The following is an 18,387-nucleotide window of genomic DNA, read 5'->3' as shown; positions in this document are numbered from 1 at the left end:
ACCGGGCCGTTCAACAGGCGTTTAGCCGTCACTGAACAACGCGCCGGATAAAACGCTAAAGCGTTATGCAAAAGGAGTAAGCATTGAGAATCGTGATCGGTCTGCTATCACTAACACTAGTCGCATCGTGTTCAATAGCCAACAGCAAGCCAGATGAACCCGAGAATGATCGACTGATTGCTAGCGCAGCATCCAGCGTTGATACCCGACAGCCGCTGATTGACTGGTATGAGGATGCTAAGACTTCTGGTTTTTCGGGTATGGTTCTTGTAGCTCAAGGACAAACGAAGTTGTTTGAGCAAGGCATTGGTTATGCCGACAAGGAAAATAAACGACCTTTTACTGCTGATACTGTTGTCGATATCTTATCTATGACGAAGCAGTTTACTGCAGCAGCCATTCTAAAGCTCGAAGAGCAAGGTGCACTGTCAGTACATGATACGCTTGAGCAGTTCTTTGATAATGTGCCTGCTGAAAAACAAGGTATTACACTGCATCAACTTTTAACTCATACGGCAGGCCTCAAAGCAAACTACAAAGGCGACTACACGCCCGCAACGCGTCAGCAACTTGAGCAGCATGCACTTAACTCGCGACTTCGTTCAAGGCCTGGTGAAACCTTTAATTACTCGAACATTGGTTACAGCTTGCTAGCCCTTGTTATTGAGAAAGCTAGTAGTCAAAGCTATGAAGCTTTTTTGCATGAACATTTGTTTTTACCTGCGGGTATGAACAATACAGGCTATCGAATTCCATCATGGAGTGAGCAAGACTTCATTGTTGGTTACCAAAGAGACTCTCGTTATCGTCATCATCGATTGCTGGCTGGTGTCGGTTCTGTTTTTGGAATAAGCGACCGGTGGGGAACGCCTGTTGAGCAATCTTGGGCAAAAGATGGACCTTGGTGGTCTCTGCATGGCAATGGTGGCTTACTGTCCACTCTAAATGATCTCCACCTTTGGTACTTGGCTCTTGCAAACAACTCGATTTTGTCTGAAGCTTCAAAAGATAAACTGTATTCGCCGTATGTTGAGGTGACGTCGGGAGTATTTTATGGGTATGGCTGGATGGTTAGGGCGAATCAGGCTGGTACGCGAAGAATAATCAATCATGGTGGCGCCAACGATTTCTTTGATATGGATATATATAATTATATTGATGACGGTGTGGTTTTAATGTACGTGACTAATACTCCATTACAGCAAAGCTTGATGCCTAAATTATCAAATGTTGTTCGCAAAGAATATATTCAATGACAAAACTGGGTGATTTTAAATTTTGTCATCCGGTGTTAGTTTTTAACCATGCAAAGAGAGCATAACAAACCGCGCCATTCGGGGCCTACGGCCCCTGCGACGCTTGCGAGTTCGCGCGCATGCGCGGAGCGTTATACATCACAATAGGTACATTTGATGAACAAAGATCACGTTGAAGCTCATTCACTTTTTAATAGCATGCAAAAGAAGCAAGCACTATCAGATGAGTTCGAGAAGCTCCGCCCAAATTGGAAAGGCAGTATCATCAGATTTGCTGGCATGGTTTTAGGCATAGCATTTTTAATATGGATGTATCCAGAAATCATGCAGCAGCCTGTATTGTATGTTTTTTTAATTCTTATATTTGGTATGAGCACCGAATTGCATGCAGAAAGCAAAAAAATCAACAAGCGTATAGATGCGCTTCATAAGTTGTTGAAAGATTATGTATAACAAGGCGCTATTGTCGCCACTGTCGTGGCTGGGACGGCTTACGCTGCGCTTCAGTCGCCCCAAAGCTTTGCGTTAGGTTTACGAAGAGAAAAAGCGTAATGGTTGGGGAAAAGATTTGGGGATTTCTCTAGCCATTTGTTTACGGCTTTCAGCAAATCGGCTTGGTTCGCCCAAATCATCACGTTTCTTTAATCATTTCTCATGTCAAAGTTCGTGGGTTGCTTCCTTGGAAAATGGGGCCGGTCGGTTGAAGGTTTCTCTGGCGCAAAAGCGCTTTGATTTAATCAATGGAATTGACTTCATTGTTTGTTTTTAGGTTAGTCGCATTTGGCTGTCCAATTAAGAGAAATACTTGGAATTGGTTCAGCGCAATGCGTTAATCTAGCGGAATTCTTTGCCAAGTGGGTAAAGGTTAAATAGTAAAACCTAACAAGAAATTCAAGCCTGACTACCAACGCGTGGCTAAATCGGTGCCAAAAGAGTTTAGTGATTACGGTGCATTGCTTTAATGACTTTGTGCGTTGGTAGCAGCTTAATTCGGCGTTAGGCAATCAGGATGAATCATGCCAAAAGTTAGACTTACAAATCTGAAACTGTCTGAAACAATGGTTTTGCAACGGTTGCTCCAGCTTTATTATTTTGAATCAACAAGCTGGAGCAAGGAAGACATCTGTAGCAACGGACTGTATGACGGGTGTACGGCGTCAGATCTTGAGCTTTATGTTGACTCTAAAGAAGCAAAAGCTCACCTAATTTGGGTTGGTGAAATTCTTGTGGGTTTTGTTCTGCTTGATAGGATTGAATTGGAAGAGCGTCCTATTTGGGAACTTGCTGACTTTTTTATTCTGCCAAAATATCGAGGCGGTTGGATAGCGCTAGAGGCTGTACGTCAAATATTTAATGAAGTCGATCAACCAATGGCGGCATCGACATTTAAAGAAAATGAATTGGCTTTACGCTTTTTCAAAGCGGTTTCCAAACGAATACAGCTTAATTCTGTGCGAGAGCTGATAGAAGAAGATTCGCCATTTTATACTTTTATTGTCAATGAGTTGGTGCCTAACAATCCGCGTCATTCGGGGCCTGCGGCCCCTGCGACGCTCACAAGTTCGCGCGCATGCGCGGGGCGTTATGTTTCCCAAAGGGTGAAGTATGGATAGAACTAAGAGATTAAGACGAGTCGGATTGCTTTGTTGTCACTTTGTTCGAAACTACGCATATTACAAGGCCGGATGGAATGAGAAAGGCTTTAAAAGTAAAGACCAGTTCTGGATTTCGCTAAATGGAAATTTTCTAGATATCTGTGTTTTAGAGTGGTGTAAGTTGTTTGGGGATCACAATGACCACCAGCACTGGAAGAAAGTAATGAACCCTCATAAAGATTTTAAAGAAAAAATGTTTAACTCTCTTAACATAAATCAAACGGAGCTAGATCGAATCAATGGGAGCTTTCGGTCATATAGAGATAAATTTGTTGCTCACCTTGATTCAGAAGAAACGGCTAGTATCCCAAAGGTTAGCGAAGGCCTCCCCCTTGTATATTTTTACTACGAAGAAGTGAAAGCCATCTGTGAAAGGACAACGGATTGGCCTGATAATCTTGAAGACTTCTTCAAAGAACACTATGAAATAGGCTTAAGCAAATATGCCTAACCAAAAACATAACAAGGTGGTGTTGTCGCCTTCGGCTGGGACCTCCGTTTCGCTGGCGCTCCACTACGGCCCCAAACCACGGCGTTAGGTGGCACAGATGTTCATAGCCAATTTGGTTGTAGGTGACTGGGATATGCAGAAAGTGGTCCCACCTTTTCAAGAAGTTATTGATGCGAATAACCAATTAAATAAAGCCAAATTCACTAATGGAAAACGCATATCAAATTGCATCGTTCTAGAAACCGAGAGCGGGTATGTTCCTGTACATTTGGAAAAGACAGTATGTACGGAGTGTGGGCATAGTCATGGTTGGTGTGCCATACCAGACAGGTTTCATGTTAAGCGTGAATTTCTACCATTTATAAGCAATCTTACTCAGTTGCCATGTGACAATTGTGGCGTCATTCTAACAAGAGCCGTACTTTGGAAAGATAGTGTTGGCACCTAACAAGCGCAGTCACAAACGGCCACTACGTGGCCTGGACCTCAACCGCTGCGCGGGTTTCGGCCTGTGCTGCGGGCGTTATATTGGGCTGTAGTATTGATGTGCTTTCACTTTCGGAGAGTAAATGCAAAAAGGATTTGTTGAAGTATTTGAAGCTGAGTCAGCTTTAAAGATTTTAGTACTTTGCATACTGACCGTTGGAGCTTACCTAATATATAAGCTATATCATTTCTCAAGCCTGATTAATAAAAAAACCGATTACAAAATTTCTAACCTATTCATTGTATTAACTATTTTCATGTTCGTCATACACTTGGGTAGTTTGATTTATGGTTTAGCCAATCTTCATGACCCAAACATTTTAATAGGAACAATCGGCATTCACGTTGTTTCAAGTGTTTTCGATGTAACTTGGATAATTGTCGTGCGTAATCGCATTAATTTGATAACGGGTTCAAGTAAAGGTGACAAGCTATGGTTAAAACCATTGATCACGTCAATTTTTCATGTAATTTACATACAGCATAAAATCAATCAAGGGTTGGCAATGGCCCAATATAACAATCAAATATTATCGCCAGCAAAAAGCGCTGGCTGCGACGTCAACCCGCTGCGCGGCTTTCCGCGCTAAATTTGGGCGTTATGTTGCAATGTCGTGTCGCTGTCGGGGTTAAGTCGTTGCCGACAGTGAGCTGTTTGAATGATTATGGCCTCACAGAGTGATGAGGAATTATTATGATTGTAAAAAAGCTGAGAGATAAAAATGGTTGGTCTCAGGAACAACTTGCTGAATACTCGGGTTTAAATGTTCGTACTATTCAACGTGTCGAAAGTGGTCAAAAAGCGAGTATTGAAACATTAAAATGCCTTGCCTCTGTATTTGAACTAGATATTTCAAAATTAACAGAGGAGATTACCGTGATAGATAAAGAATCGGAGAAATGGATAAAGTTACCTTGGTGGTTCAGGGCTAATATGTTCGGGGTTAATTCCAGGCGTCATGTGCAAGTAACAGAGTTTATATTACTCACAATTGCATTTGGCTCATGGTTTTTAAAACCAGACATAATAACAACCCCAGCTTTCTTTTTAGCTGCATACTTAACAGGTTGGATTATCAGGTTTGGCGACAAGAATGATGCTTGGTAAAATAATGCATAATAAACAAGGATAGGTCGCGCGCAGCCGCGACTTAATCCTGTTGTTGGACAAGCCCGGTGTCTGAGTTTTCTGCTTATATATAGTAGATATATCGGTGACCGCCTGAGTGGCTGTAGTTGCGCTGGTTAGCGGCAGTAAATTCAGGCCGAGCTGGACTATAATCGCCGCTTTTGTCAGTAGCAATTCGTTGTTTTGGTACGTTGTCATTTAGCCGTTATTCACCCCCCTGGTTCAGTGCTTCCACTTTGGGTGGGGCGCATCCTGTGCCTTTGCGCATTCCTTTGCTTAGTCGGTTCGCTTTACCTGTGGTTTTTGCTTTGCTGTCGTTGCTGCTCGGTGATGTTTGACCCAGATTATGCGTAACTGGCCATGGCAATGCGGACAACATTTTTGGCTCAGTTGCCGGCTGGGTGGCGGTGATAATCGCACTTTAAGCAACAACTGAATGCGCAATAAGGTGCGCCTGGCGTTGCCGTGTAAAAAACCATAGTCTCTTGTGCGCCGAAAGCCTCTGGGTAACACATGCTGCAGTACACGCCATAAAAAATCGACGGCAGGTTCAGTTATGCACTGGTATTGCTTAGTGGTGCTGTTTTTGTACCTGAAGGTGACCCTGCCTTGCTGATAAGACAAGATATTGTCCTCACTAATCACCCCGCGGTACAAGTAACGGGCCAGGTAAGTTAAGGCGCTGTTACCGCTACCGACATATTCACAATCGGCATTCCACTTTTGTGGGCATTGATATGGCAAGTGATAGCCAGCCTGTGTCAGTGCATGAATAAACTTAGCGCGAAACACCTTGGCTAAGTTGTCGGCTTTAAACAGGTATTTGCTGTTTTTTTCACGCCAGAGATTACGGCGTTTATTCAGGCTGCCTGCCGGCACAATAAGATGCACATGCGGGTGATAATCCAGATTACGGGCATGGGTGTGCAGCACGGCGGTTAAGCCGGCATGGCCTTGTAGCTTTTTATCGCGCATAAAGAAGGACTGTAAAGCGGCTACGGCACAATCAAACAGTGCCGGGTAAGCCCAGCGTTGGTGATGCCAGATAAAAGGGCGTAGTTGCCGGGGCAGCGTAAAGGTCACCAGATAATAATTAACCGGCAGCAGTTTTTGTTGTTGCCGGGCAAGCCAGTCACTGTTGGCGTTGTGCTGACACGCCGGGCAGAACCGGTCACCACAAGAGCAATAGTGCATCGTATCTAGCTGGCAGTCCTGACAATGGCTATGAACTTCACCGCACTGCGGGGTATGGCACGCGAGGATGTGCGCAATGGCGCGGTGGTGCACCGTCTGCATGCGAGCGCCATATTGCTGGATAAGCGCACTGTGCTGCTCGCGTAAAATGGCGGCTAAGCTACTCATCAGCAACCTCCGGTACATTGGCGTCTGCCCAGGTAATGTGCAGCAGACTTAGCATGTCATTAATCATCAGGGCACTGTTCTGCGTTACCTCCTCTGTCATTCTGGTGTAGCGGGCGGTGGTAATGGGGCTGGCATGGCCTAAATGTGTTTGAATGGCACGTAAGCTGATACCGCGCTGCAGCAAGTGGGTGGCGAACGAATGCCTTAAGGTATGCACATGCACGTTTTTGCTGATGCCACAGTGTTTCGCGACGATTTTAATGGTCTTCTGAACGCCGCCTTTATCCATCACCATCGGTTTACCCTCCCGCACATGCGGCGCTTTACCGCCGGGAAACAATAATGTGGGATGACGATGGGTAGCCCAATAGCGGCGCAGTGCGGCTAAGGTGGTTTGTGGCAAGGGCACAAAGCGGTCTTTTTTGCTTTTAGTAAAGCGCAGATGCACCCGCATCAGGTGGCTGTCGATATCAGCGATGGTTAAGTTCAGCGCTTCGCTTAAACGTAAACCTAAGCTGTAGGTGACCCAATAATAGGTTTGATAGCGCAGTTCACGGGGCGCATTGATAATGGCCGCCACCTCAGCAGGTGACAGTACATCTTGCAGCGTTTGCACCACAGGCGGTTTAACAATGGGTATCCAATCCCAGGGTTTATTCAGCACATGGCGGTAAAAAAACTGAATGGCGTTGCGGGCAATTTTAACCGCACTCCAGGATTTGGTCTCCACCAGTTTCAGAAAATAGCCTTTAAGCTCAGCAGCGGTAAGTGCATCAGGGCAGGCATCAAAAAATAGCGAAACCTGTCGCAGATAACGGCTATACATATCAACCGTTTTAGGACTTTTTCCTTGCAAGATTAATGCATTGAGATATTCTTGATACAAATTATTAAAGCGGTGTTGCTCGTTGGTATTCATGATAATACTCCTTACAGACCCTTCACCATTGAAGGGCGTAAGAAGTACAGCTGATGATCCACTCTGCCGCAGAGCGGCTTCGTTCAACAAGGCGCATCACTCGCGGCCTGCGGCCGCTGGGACGTCAAACGCTAACGCGTTTTTCCGCCCGTGTGCTTCGCGTTAGAGCTCTGGAGATAACTTTGGATACGCCTCGACCAGTTTGGTTAAAAGCAATGATAGTGTTAGTGGCGACAACCATTATGTTGAGTATTTTTGCTGCGACTGAATCCGGATTTCTTGTCATGTCGATTCGAGTACTTATTTTTACTATTGTCTTAGTTGGTTTGCTTTTAAATAGTCAAATAGCTCGATGGGCTTCTGTCATTCTATTTTTATTGGTTTCCTTAGGTGGAATTGGTAGTTTATGCATGAGTTTTGGCAATGAAAATCTTAGTATTGGGATATTGATATTTTTAGCGGTAACGGTCTTAATCGTATTGAGTATCTCGTCCGGCTTGGCATTCTCTCAATCTTCAAGAGCGTACTATCAAATGATTAAAGAGCACCGGAATGCAGAAAAGCTCTAACAAGCAAATTTTATCGCCAGCATAAATCGCTGGCTGCGACGTCAACCCGCTGCGCGGCTTTCCGCGCTAAATTTGGGCGTTAAGGCTAATTCTAAATTATTACTCTCAGAGGTTTTTATGGAATGGATGGTGGCTTATAAAACTAGTATTTTAGTCCTCGGACTTACTGGATTTACGTTTTATATCCAGTTGCTGGTTGCCGATATTGTCAGCATTAAACAAGGGCATGTACCAGGAACACAGGTCGAACAAAGTCATGATAATTTTTTGTTCCGTGCAAGTAGAGTGTTTGCCAATAGCAATGAAACCTTAGGAATTCTTGTTCTATTTATGTCATTCGCTATGTTATCTTCAGCAAACCCCTTTTGGGTCAATAGTTTTGCTGTGGTTTATTTGATCGGTCGTTGGGGGCATATGGCTTCTTACTATGCCAACCTCAAACTGTTGCGTAGCATTTCATTTGCCATTAGCACCATCTGTCTCCTTGGGATCTTCATTGTGGGGGCATTTTGCTGGTTTTAGAGCGCCCTAATAAACAAGGATAGGTCGCGCGCAGCCGCGACTTAATCCTGTTGTTGGACAAGCCCGGTGTTTGGATTTTCTGCTTATATATAGTAGATATATCGATGGCAGCCTGAGTGGCTTTGTTTGCGCTGGCTAGCGGCAGTAAATTCGGGGCGAGTTAGGCCATGATCGCTTGTAAGCCACATTAGCCGGTTAAGCGAAGCATTAAAGCATAAGCGTTATCGTGCGAATGACATAAAGCGGGTATTTATCCCCAAGGCGAATGGCAAACAACGCCCACTGGGCTTGCCTACGGTAGATGATAAGCTGGTGCAACAAGGCGTAAGCCAGATATTACAACATATCTGGGAAGCGGACTTTATGCCCAACAGTTATGGCTACCGGCCAAAATGAAAGCGCCCATCAGGCGGTAGAAAGCACGGTGCTTAATCTCCAGTACCGAGGGTATGGTTATATTGTTGAAGCCGATATCAAAGGCTTCTTCAACAACTTAGGCCACGACTGGCTGATACGAATGCTCAAGCAACGTATTGATGATAACGCCATCCTGAATGTGATTAGCCAGTGGCTGAAAGCCCGGATAAAATCACCGGAAGGGCAGTTCGAACGCCCGCAAAGTGGCACGCCGCAAGGTGGCATTATCAGCCCCGTGCTGGCGAATATCTACCTGCATTACGCATTAGATTTATGGTTTGAAAAGCAAGTAAAACCGAGGATGCGTGGCAGGGCGATGTTAATTCGTTATGCTGATGACTTTGTGTGTGCGTTTCAATACGCCAATGATGCTGAGCGCTTTTACAAGGTACTGCCAAAACGGCTGAAGAAATTTAACTTAGAGGTGGCAGAAGATAAAACCTCACTGCTGCGCTTTAGTCGGTTTCATCCCAGCCGTAAACGGCAATTTGTGTTTCTGGGTTTTGCCTTTTACTGGGCAAAAGATGCACAGGGCAGACCTCGCTTAAGACGACGTACCGCAGCAGAAAAGTTACGGTCGAGCCTAAACGAGTTCTACCAGTACATCAAAGCCAAGCGTTCAATAAAACTGAACCTGTGGCTACCGCAACTCAAACGCAAATTGCTGGGGTATCGAAATTACTTTGGGCTACCAGACAACAGCCGAAGCTTAGATAGACTATACAGCTATGTACTACAGAGCTTATTCAAGTGGCTCAATAGGCGAATTATCCAGGTTGACTGGTATTAAGTGCGTGTTTTACACGAGTGAATATATAACTGAAGAGCCGGATGCGGTAATTCCGCACGTCCGGATCTGTGTGGGGGCGGCTCAGTAATGGGGCGTTCGACCACGATTGCCGGCTGAAAGATTATCTGCACTCTCAGGAATAACAACAGGGAAAGCAAATGTCAGTATTTTTTAAATTTCGATTAGTTATTTTAGCTTGCCTAAGCCTTGCCCTTTCGGCATGTATTACTTGGCCAGGACATCGCCATACTGTAGATGAAGAAAACTTCTATTTACATATCACGGCCCCTTCTCGTGTTATAAAAGAAAAAATTCGATTTAACGCAGAAGAAACAGAACTATTATTTTTACCCGAAAATACTCAGATCGAGTTAGTTGTTGCAGATAACATCGGAAAACATCAGCTCACGATAAAAGAACGCCAAGGTTCTATTGTTTATCACTACAGGTTAAATGGGCGTAAAACGACATTTGGAGCCAAAGAGAAAGAGTGGTTTGCGTCACAAGTCCCTTTAATCATTAAAAAATCTAAATATTAAGATGGTCCGAGTCAGGCATAACAAACGCCGGCACAACGCGCCTTCGGCCGCTGGAATAATTTACTTAAAAAGTATTATCGTCAGCAAAACGTTCTCGCCTTTGCGGTATTGCAGCCCCTGCAGTGCAGGGGCTTGTTTCAGTGCTAACTTATCGCCAATATCATCGACTGTGCTGCATCAATATAAGCATTTACATCATCGCCAGAGCCTTTTACTTTCAGTCGATGGGCATAGGCCAGCCGGGCACTCATCACAAACCAGAACAGCGCGCTCAGAAAACCCACAATGCGCCACATTTTCGATTTTGCCCACTTCAAAGCAAACGTAATAGAAAGTACATAAAGTACGAAACCAGCGAGTTTTGAAGACGCCCAACCATTAACGAACGGATACAACTGCAGTGGATTGACACTTATCAGATAGATAGCCGTGGCAATAAACAGCGTATATAAAATATGCGGGCCAATTTTCAGTAATTTGCTATTAACCTTGTCAGAGCCTTTAATGGTTAAGGCAAAGTTGATTAAAAAGAACACCAGTGTTAGTGCAATTAAGGTTAAGTGGGTATGCTTTATTATCATGTACATCGTGTATTTCCCCAAGATTATATTTTTGCCGGTCAATATAGCGTTTTTTACCCGGGATGACGATGCTGATGTGGTAAACATTTCGCACCACCTACCTGAGCTTTTTAACGCGTTACGATTGCAAAAATGGCACAATCTGTTTAGATTGAATAGCAACACAAGCGGAACAACAGGAAGTCAAAATGAAAAAGTGGGTCAGCGCCGTTATCGCCTCTGCCGTATTGTCTGGTACAGCAATTGCCAATACACAAGACTATAAACTGGTAACAGTGGCCGGTTATCTTAATTTCTATTTGCTGAATTTAAATGCCTGTGAGGACTTTCATCCATCAGTGCGTGCTGCTGCTTATGACGCAGAAAAACATTTGTACCCGCATCTGGATAAGTTGTCAGCAAAGTTAGGCGATCATCCGGACAACCAGAAAATGGTAGCCGATATTGTAATGAAGCGCCGCAATATGCTGAATGCGCAGATTGCTGAGGGTGATTTTACTATTGAGCACTGTCAGGCGATTGTAAAAATTCTGAACGAAGATGGCCTGGATAAAACCTTACTTAGCGCGCTTAATTAAGACGCCTAAGTTAGATAGTATCGTTACAAACCGCTGGCTATATGCCGGCGGTTTGTTTTTCTGCGGCAGATAAATTCTGTTACACTAAGCGCGTTTTGGTGCGGCTTGCGCCGCTGAAAAGGGAAGCAGGTGAGATGCCTGCACTGTACCCGCAACTGTAATAAGTGCTGCAATCAAAAACCACTGGCCAGCGCCGGGAAGGAGATTGTGGGTTATCACTTTGAGTCAGGAGACCTGCCATACACCCATTTATGCACCGCTGTGCGGGAGTTCACAGCAGCGTCTGCACCGTTTGTTGGCGGGGCTGGCTGCTGCTTTTGTCAGGAGTGAGTTTTGCTGAAACTGTCTGCAGTATCTTTGCAGTTGTCGGATAAAGCCGTGTTGCAGGATATTAATTTTGCGCTTCGCGATGGCGAGTTTATCGGCATTATCGGCCCTAACGGCGCTGGCAAAACCAGCCTGTTGCGTGTTATTCAGCGTGCGCTGCAGCCATCTGCAGGCCAGATCCATCTGCACCACAAGCCACTGGAGCATTACCATGCTACTGAACTGGCTCGCACTGTGGCGGTAGTTAATCAAACTGCTTTGCCGTTGTTTGCGCTAACCGTAGAGCAAGTTGCCAGTATGGGCTTGTTGCCGCATAAAAGCTGGTTTGAGCAAAACACCAGCCATGACAGTGCTATTGTCGCGCGTGCGCTTGGCAAAGTTGGTCTGGCAGACAAAGCCCGGCAACTGGTGGATACCTTATCTGGCGGTGAGCTACAGCGATTATTTATTGCCAGAGCACTGGTGCAGAGGCCACGGTTATTACTGTTAGATGAGCCAACTAATCATCTTGACGTTAAATATCAGCATCAGGTGCTGCAACTGGTGCGCGAGCTGCCGGTAGCAACACTGGCCTGTTTACATGATTTAAACTTAGCGGCGTTGTATTGCGATAAGTTATTGTTACTGCATCAGGGCGCTCAGGTGATATTTGGCACACCACAGCAGGTGTTACAGCATGATATTTTGCAACGCGTGTTTGACTTGCCCTGCCAGATTAATCAGCAACATGGCCGGCTGCAGGTCAGCTTTATACCACCGGCATTTAGTCATCCGGTAGCACTGTTATGAGTAAGCGTTATTATAGCCAGGCGATGTTTGGCGGCATTATAGTGCTGCTGGGCAGCTTGTTTATCAGCTTATTGCTTGGCAGCGCAGCAATAGATGCCGGGCAATTGTGGCGTGTACTGACATTTGCCAACGCTGTGCCTGGCCTTAACGATACGATTATCTGGCAAATACGCTTACCACGGTTGCTCTGTGCCATGCTGGTAGGCGCCGGTTTGGCTATTTGCGGTGCAATTTTACAAAATGTCAGCCGCAACCCGTTGGCAGATCCTTACCTGTTTGGCCTGATGGCCGGAGCTGGCCTGGGCGCTACGCTGGTAAGTGTGGTGTTACCGGTTGGCCAGTTTAGCCTGGCAGCTGGCGCCTTTGTGGGGGCGTTGTTTGCTGTATTGCTGGTGTTTGCTGCCTGCAGTGGTAAGCGCTGGCAAAAAATGGAAATTACCTTGCTGGCAGGGGTGGCGGTGTCTTTTATGCTCAGTGCCATTAGCAGTTTTATTCTTTATTTCGCCGAGCCTTTTGCCGCCAACCGCATTATGTTTTGGCTAATGGGCAGTTTAAGCCGCAACGATTGGTACAGTGTGTGGTTATTGCTGCCTGCGGTGGTGCTGGTACTGTTGCTGGCACTGGCGTTGCGTCGTCAGTTAGATGCGTTATTGCTTGGTGATGACAGCGCCCGAACTTTGGGAGTTAACACCGTGGCGATACGGTTAATATTGTTGCTCGCCACCGCGCTGCTTACTGCGATTATTGTGTCGCAATGTGGCGGTATTGCTTTTGTGGGGCTGATGATCCCACATATAGTGCGGCAGTTATTTGGTGTTACAGCAGTACCATTGTTACTGGGCAGCGTGCTTACAGGGGCAATATTTTTGATTTGGGTAGATAATCTGGCCCGAACGGTGCTGCCACAGCAAGAGATCCCGCTTGGGGTTATTACCTCTTTGCTTGGCAGTGTGTTTTTTTTACTGATGATGCGAAGCCGGGGACATTGACACAGCCTATGACTGATGAATTACAGAAACAACAACGACATAAAAGCCGGCAGCAGCGGCTAAAAACAGAAGTGGATAAAGCCATAGCTGCCGCCACCGATGAACGTGGATTACTATTGGTTATTACCGGCAATGGCAAGGGCAAGTCAACCTCTGGCTTTGGTACCGTAGCGCGTTTTGTTGGCCATGGTATGCGCGCCGCTGTGGCACAATTTATAAAAGGTAGCTGGGACTGCGGTGAGCGTAACTTGTTGCAGCAGCACGGTGTGACGTTTGCCGTAATGGCAACCGGTTTTACCTGGGATACGCAAGACAAAGCTGCAGATATGGCGGCTGCTGAGCAAGTGTGGCTGCAAGCTGAGCGGTATTTAGCTGATGCCGCTATCGATGTGGTGTTACTGGACGAGCTTACCTATATGCTTAGTTATCATTATATTGAACTGGAACGGGTAGAGCGGGCGTTAATTAACCGGCCGACGCAACAGCACGTGATAATCACCGGCCGGGCCTGCCACCGTCGTATCATTGAGTTGGCTGACACAGTAAGTGAAGTGCAAAATGTGAAGCATGCCTTCGACAGCGGTATTAAAGCGCAGCGGGGACTGGATTGGTGAGATTGTTGCTGCCGTTGTTCTTATTGTGTTTCGGTGCAGATTGTTTGGCCGTGACCGAGCCAAAAGTACCGCAGCGGATTGTCGCGCTGGCCCCACACATTACTGAAATGCTCTATGCTGTCGGTGCCGGGCAGCAGGTGATTGCGGTGAGTGATTTTAGTGATTATCCGGCTCAAGCGCAGGTATTACCACGGGTAGCAAATTTTGCCGGGGTAAATGTTGAGGCAATACTGGCGCTGCAGCCGGACCTGATTATTGCCTGGCGCAGTGGTACACCGGTTGCCGATGTAAACCGGCTGAAGCAGTTGGGGCTGCGGGTGGCTTTTTCTGATCCTGTTACGCTAAACGATATCAGTACCGAGCTGCGAATGCTGGGTGAGCTTAGTGGTCACCCACAGCAAGGGGCAAAGCAGTCTGCTGACTTTGCTGCTGCTTTGCTGCAACTTAGCCAGCAATATCAATATAAAAAACCTGTTAAGGTATTTTTTGCTATGGGAGTAGCACCACTAAGTACTGTGGCAAACCGCGCCTGGCCGCAACAAATGTTGCAACTGTGTCAGGCAGACAATTCCTTTGCTACCGTAAAAGGTGATTATCCGCAGGTAGGAATAGAGCAGGTACTGCAAGCGCAGCCTGAGGTGATTATTCAGGCCAGCCGTGCAGGTGCCGCGGCGGATTTTAGCTACTGGCATCGTTACACCAGCTTACCGGCTGTAAAGCAGCAGCAGTTTATCACGCTGAATGCCGACCATTTGTACCGCACCACACGACGCACCCTGCTGGGTATTAGCCAGCTGTGCCAGGCACTGGATGCGTATCGCTGATGCGTATTGTTTAACTGTTAATGCTGCTCATTAGCTCATTTGCCCGGCGCATTAAGCGCTCAGCTGTGCGTACCTGATTAGATTGCAACAATTCTGCCGACATGCTGAGGTATTTATCCGCCAGTTGGCGCCGTATAGCAACATGCAGCGAGAAATTGGCGGGCACCAGATTATTAAACTGTTGTAGCTTGTCATAGACCAGATCTACCTCAATTGCTTTGCTGCTGGCGGCTAGTTGTTGCTGTAATAAATTAAAGCTGTGTTGATAAAATAATTCTGCTGCCTGATACGGAAACTGCACATTGCTTCCCTGCTCAACTGCCAAGCGGTAAGCAGCCATATCATCTACCGCCTGCGCAAGTACCATGCCTTGTTTTACCAATGTTTGTGTATCGCTATGGCCGGTAAATAATTGTTTACCGATTGCAATAAGTCGTTGCAATGCTGCAGCATCATTTTCTGCTACCGCTTGCTGATAGGCGTTTATATAGGCTTCGGCCTCCGCGTCTTCCGGTCGCACGGTGTAGCTACTGTCGATGCGGTTTAATTCAGCCAGAATTTTATAGGGATCTGACCCCTGAGCCTGGCGCTGATATTGTTGCTCCAGCAACAGTTGGCGCATTTGACTGCGAAGTACGTCAATCGCAGTTTGTTTACTGCGCGAAATGCTGCTGCCAATTTGTGCCAGTATGTGTGAGTCTGGGTAAAGGGTTGATGCTTGTGCCAATAGCTGCTCAATTTGCGGATAATTTGGATAACTAAAGCTACGGTCGCTGATTAGGGTATCAATCTGCTGTTCAAAATGGCTAAGCACGGCAGTTTGTTGATTACGCAGCAGTGCCTGGCGTAACCAGGTTGGGGTATCAGGATTATCAAGTTGCTGCAAAAGTTGTGCAGCACTGGCAGCGCTGAGCTGCTGAAACAACTGCTGCTGTTGCTCTGCCTGGCTTGCTTTATCGCTAAGTAATGCCAGCTGTTGCTGCTGGCCGCCGTGGTATTGTGACACCCCAAATGCCAGAGCAAGCACAGCCGCGCTGATGCCTGCGGGTAACCACAGATTAAACTGTAAACGGTGCATCAGCTGTGCCAGGCTGATGTTGCGTTGTTCTGGTAAAAATTGCAGCGCTTTTTTCAATGCCTGCCATTGCAGCAGATTTACGTGCGCCGGCTTTAGCGCTCGCTTTTGTTGCTGCAGTGCCTGATCGGCAGGCAGACGCTCATACGGGTGCTTGCTGCTCAGTAACTCGTAGCACAGGCAGGCAAATGAAAACACATCATCGCTGACACTTGGGGTTTTACCGGCAAGCAACTGTGGGCTGGCATAAGCCGGTGTGTAGCCGCTAAGCGGCGTGCTGTGGTTGTGTTGCTCGGCGGCATAAATGTCATGATTTAGCTGCAATTGTTGCGATACGCCAAAATCCAGTACTTTAACGATGCCAGAGCGGTTAACCATGATATTGGCTGGTTTTAAATCGGCATGGACAATGCCAATCTGGTGTGCAAAACGGAGGGCGTCGGCAATTTGCTTTAGCAGCTTTATAGCAGATTTGAGCGGTAAACCTTTGGGTTTATACCGTTTAATAACCTGTTCCAGACTTTCACCGTCAAGAAACTCCATCACGATAAAATAGTGCTGCTGATCGCGGTCAACATCAAACACCCGCACTATATTCGGATGCGACAGCTGCTGGGTTTTATGAGCTTCTTGCAACAGTAACTGTAACGCTTCAGGCTGATTTACAAATTGCGGCTGCAGTACTTTAATGGCGACCGTGCACTCGCTAACACCCGCTTGTTGTAAAAAAAGATCGGTGGCGCGGTAAATATCGCTCATGCCACCAGAGCCTATTTTATCTTCCAGTACATAGCGCTCTTTAATGACTTGTCCGGTTTGCAATGTGCTGGCAGCGGTTGAGGCTGCAGTGCCAGATGGAGAAATTTTTACCGCATAGCGCGTTTTGTCGGCATCTGCACCGGCATTTTGTTTGGTATCTACACTGGTGTGTTCCAATGTTGTCATGTGTTACTCCTTGTCACGGCGCCCAGCTGTTGTTGCAATTTCTGTCATTAACAGATTACAAATTTGCGCAATTATTTCACACTGACGCTAAGTTGTCACTGTGTTATCTTGCCTTCGTGTTAACGCTTCAGCTATTGACGTTACAATAAATTTAACTTAACCTTTCGCGCTGATTAAAGGTAAATAAAATGTGCTAAACGGTTAACCTTTGGTGGTGTGCGTGGCGGGAGTATCAGGTGAGGCAAACGGATATGTTACTTGAATTGTCAGTACTGAGTTATCACAGGTTGTCACCAAGACAGGTTGCAGTGAAGAGGTTTGACAGCAGCGGAGGTTCACTTGGCCGCTCAGAGCAATCCGATTGGTACTTGCCGGATCCTGAGCGGGTGGTATCAAGTGTTCATGCAGTAATTAGCTTCAACGCAGGCAGTTACAGTATTGTGGATAAGTCTACCAATGGTCTTTTTGTTAACCGTTCGGTTGAGGCCTTGGGGGCAGGCAACAGCCACCTGCTGCAGCATGGTGATATTCTTTGTCTGGGCGATTATGAAATTCAGGTTGCCCTGGTGGACGCTGCACCCGTTAAGGCTGAGCAGTCTGCAGCAGTTGAAGCGGATAGCTATAGCCGTGCTGCCCGCCACAGAGCCAATACCCCAGCGAAGGAGACGCCAGGTTTACTTATTGATGATCTGATGGCACCGCTACTGAACGGCCGTAATCACAGCGTTATGCCAGGCACCCGGCATGATGCCGAAACAGCGGGCACTGGCGCCGCACAAACACAACGCGTTGATATGGATCAGCATTTTACTGCGCCAACCGCGATGATCCCGGATGATTGGGACAATAGCTGGCTGGTAGATGAGCCGCAACCGCATGTTGGAAACACAACGGAGCAGCAGGCGGAATTACCGCTTACCCGCGTCAAAGCCGTCAGTCGCACTAACACGGTTGATGATAGTTGCATGCAGGCGTTTTTACGTGGTTTGGCTGTGGCAGATGTGGATGCGCAATCGCTTGGCTCGGTTATCTGGTGGGAACAATTAGGCCTGGCATTTGCGCAGTCGCTGCAGGGGGTGCTTAGTGTTATGCGTGAGCGCTCGCAAGTGAAAAACCGTTTTCGTGTGAATCAAACCACCTTTCAGCAACGTGAAAACAACCCGCTAAAATTCTCAGCCAATATAGACGATGCGTTTTACAACTTATTTAACCGCCCTGGCAGTAGCTTTATGCCAGCGAAACAAGCTATTGCCGAAGCTTTTGATGATATCAGCCAGCACGAAGCGGCTATTATTGCCGGCGCACATGGTGCTATGGCCGGCATGTTGGCTCAGCTGGCACCGGAAAAGCTGGAAGCGTCTGATATTGGTGGCAGCTTTGTTGACAAACTTAACCCGGCACAGCGCCAGGCACGATGCTGGGCAAGATACAAGATGTTGCATCAGGAACTGTTAGAAGAGGTGCAGCGCAAAGAGCACAGTGGCGTGAATGATGATTTTATCGCCGCCTACGAAGCGTATTTACGCCGCGAGGTTTAGACCTTGTATTGACACACTTTACACCGAGACAT

20 protein-coding genes and 1 riboswitch are annotated in these 18,387 nt (G+C 46.7%); of the genes, 16 read left to right on the top strand and 4 right to left on the bottom strand.

The features are described 5' to 3' along the window. The first annotated feature begins 92 nt into the window (after positions 1 to 92). The 6 genes from ACYVIC_RS06555 (at position 93) to ACYVIC_RS06530 (ending at position 4,956) form a co-directional block, all read left to right on the top strand. Positions 93 to 1,256 (top strand): serine hydrolase domain-containing protein, encoded by a 1,164-nt coding sequence (locus ACYVIC_RS06555; RefSeq protein WP_460858391.1) that lies wholly within the window; start codon positions 93 to 95, stop codon positions 1,254 to 1,256. A 156-nt stretch (positions 1,257 to 1,412) separates the two neighbouring features. After that, on the top strand, positions 1,413 to 1,709 hold the full coding sequence (locus ACYVIC_RS06550; RefSeq protein ID WP_460858376.1) for a hypothetical protein: 297 nt from the start codon (positions 1,413 to 1,415) through the stop codon (positions 1,707 to 1,709). 563 nt (positions 1,710 to 2,272) lie between these two features. After that, entirely contained in the window at positions 2,273 to 2,869 is a 597-nt protein-coding gene (locus ACYVIC_RS06545) for a GNAT family N-acetyltransferase (protein WP_460858374.1), read from the top strand. Continuing rightward, positions 2,862 to 3,362, top strand: a complete 501-nt coding sequence (locus ACYVIC_RS06540) for a hypothetical protein (RefSeq protein ID WP_460858372.1) — start codon at positions 2,862 to 2,864, stop codon at positions 3,360 to 3,362. Before ACYVIC_RS06545 ends, ACYVIC_RS06540 begins: the two co-directional genes overlap by 8 nt. Before the next feature lie 569 nt (positions 3,363 to 3,931). Then, entirely contained in the window at positions 3,932 to 4,438 is a 507-nt protein-coding gene (locus tag ACYVIC_RS06535; RefSeq protein WP_460858370.1) for a hypothetical protein, read from the top strand. Positions 4,439 to 4,542: 104 nt separating this feature from the next. Next, positions 4,543 to 4,956: a helix-turn-helix domain-containing protein gene (locus ACYVIC_RS06530; RefSeq protein WP_460858368.1), complete on the top strand. Its 414-nt coding sequence runs from the start codon at positions 4,543 to 4,545 to the stop codon at positions 4,954 to 4,956. Positions 4,957 to 5,253: 297 nt separating this feature from the next. Here the strand turns inward: ACYVIC_RS06530 and ACYVIC_RS06525 are convergent, their stop codons facing one another. Next, positions 5,254 to 6,342, bottom strand: a complete 1,089-nt coding sequence (locus ACYVIC_RS06525) for an IS91 family transposase (protein WP_460858389.1) — start codon at positions 6,340 to 6,342, stop codon at positions 5,254 to 5,256. Next, positions 6,332 to 7,258: a tyrosine-type recombinase/integrase gene (locus ACYVIC_RS06520; protein ID WP_460858366.1), complete on the bottom strand. Its 927-nt coding sequence runs from the start codon at positions 7,256 to 7,258 to the stop codon at positions 6,332 to 6,334. The genes ACYVIC_RS06525 and ACYVIC_RS06520 overlap by 11 nt, the downstream gene beginning before the upstream one ends. A gap of 53 nt (positions 7,259 to 7,311) precedes the next feature. On the opposite strand from ACYVIC_RS06520, the gene ACYVIC_RS06515 reads away from it, so the two are divergent. From ACYVIC_RS06515 to ACYVIC_RS06500, 4 genes are all read left to right on the top strand, one after another. Beyond that, entirely contained in the window at positions 7,312 to 7,827 is a 516-nt protein-coding gene (locus ACYVIC_RS06515; RefSeq protein WP_460858364.1) for a hypothetical protein, read from the top strand. 117 nt (positions 7,828 to 7,944) lie between these two features. Then, positions 7,945 to 8,349, top strand: a complete 405-nt coding sequence (locus tag ACYVIC_RS06510) for an MAPEG family protein (protein ID WP_460858362.1) — start codon at positions 7,945 to 7,947, stop codon at positions 8,347 to 8,349. 343 nt (positions 8,350 to 8,692) lie between these two features. Next, positions 8,693 to 9,556, top strand: a complete 864-nt coding sequence (locus ACYVIC_RS06505) for a reverse transcriptase domain-containing protein (RefSeq protein ID WP_460858387.1) — start codon at positions 8,693 to 8,695, stop codon at positions 9,554 to 9,556. Positions 9,557 to 9,714: 158 nt separating this feature from the next. Further along, positions 9,715 to 10,095: a hypothetical protein gene (locus ACYVIC_RS06500; protein WP_460858360.1), complete on the top strand. Its 381-nt coding sequence runs from the start codon at positions 9,715 to 9,717 to the stop codon at positions 10,093 to 10,095. A 143-nt stretch (positions 10,096 to 10,238) separates the two neighbouring features. Here ACYVIC_RS06500 and ACYVIC_RS06495 read toward each other — a convergent pair whose 3' ends face one another. Then, positions 10,239 to 10,682, bottom strand: coding sequence for a SirB2 family protein (locus ACYVIC_RS06495; protein WP_460858358.1), 444 nt, complete (start codon positions 10,680 to 10,682; stop codon positions 10,239 to 10,241). A gap of 182 nt (positions 10,683 to 10,864) precedes the next feature. On the opposite strand from ACYVIC_RS06495, the gene ACYVIC_RS06490 reads away from it, so the two are divergent. From ACYVIC_RS06490 to ACYVIC_RS06470, 5 genes are all read left to right on the top strand, one after another. Next, positions 10,865 to 11,254: a hypothetical protein gene (locus ACYVIC_RS06490; RefSeq protein ID WP_460858356.1), complete on the top strand. Its 390-nt coding sequence runs from the start codon at positions 10,865 to 10,867 to the stop codon at positions 11,252 to 11,254. Between the two features lie 79 nt (positions 11,255 to 11,333). Beyond that, positions 11,334 to 11,510: riboswitch (cobalamin riboswitch) on the top strand. 77 nt (positions 11,511 to 11,587) lie between these two features. Then, positions 11,588 to 12,370, top strand: a complete 783-nt coding sequence (locus ACYVIC_RS06485; RefSeq protein WP_460858354.1) for an ABC transporter ATP-binding protein — start codon at positions 11,588 to 11,590, stop codon at positions 12,368 to 12,370. Then, positions 12,367 to 13,359 (top strand): FecCD family ABC transporter permease, encoded by a 993-nt coding sequence (locus ACYVIC_RS06480; RefSeq protein WP_460858352.1) that lies wholly within the window; start codon positions 12,367 to 12,369, stop codon positions 13,357 to 13,359. The genes ACYVIC_RS06485 and ACYVIC_RS06480 overlap by 4 nt, the downstream gene beginning before the upstream one ends. An 8-nt stretch (positions 13,360 to 13,367) precedes the next feature. Next, the gene (cobO, locus tag ACYVIC_RS06475) at positions 13,368 to 13,973 is read left to right on the top strand and encodes a cob(I)yrinic acid a,c-diamide adenosyltransferase (RefSeq protein ID WP_460858350.1); all 606 of its coding nucleotides are present in this window, start codon (positions 13,368 to 13,370) and stop codon (positions 13,971 to 13,973) included. After that, positions 13,970 to 14,797 (top strand): cobalamin-binding protein, encoded by an 828-nt coding sequence (locus ACYVIC_RS06470; RefSeq protein ID WP_460858348.1) that lies wholly within the window; start codon positions 13,970 to 13,972, stop codon positions 14,795 to 14,797. The genes cobO and ACYVIC_RS06470 overlap by 4 nt, the downstream gene beginning before the upstream one ends. 10 nt (positions 14,798 to 14,807) lie before the next feature. On the opposite strand, the gene ACYVIC_RS06465 is transcribed toward ACYVIC_RS06470, so the two are convergent. Next, the gene (locus ACYVIC_RS06465; RefSeq protein ID WP_460858347.1) at positions 14,808 to 16,817 is read right to left on the bottom strand and encodes a serine/threonine-protein kinase; all 2,010 of its coding nucleotides are present in this window, start codon (positions 16,815 to 16,817) and stop codon (positions 14,808 to 14,810) included. 251 nt (positions 16,818 to 17,068) lie between these two features. Here ACYVIC_RS06465 and tagH point away from each other — a divergent pair, with 251 nt between their 5' ends. Further along, positions 17,069 to 18,355, top strand: coding sequence for a type VI secretion system-associated FHA domain protein TagH (gene tagH / locus ACYVIC_RS06460; protein ID WP_460858345.1), 1,287 nt, complete (start codon positions 17,069 to 17,071; stop codon positions 18,353 to 18,355). Positions 18,356 to 18,387: the final 32 nt, after the last annotated feature.

The organism is Rheinheimera gaetbuli (genome assembly GCF_054781935.1).
Note: the sequence above shows the minus strand (reverse complement) of the source record. Positions and strands in the feature narration are given on the sequence as shown.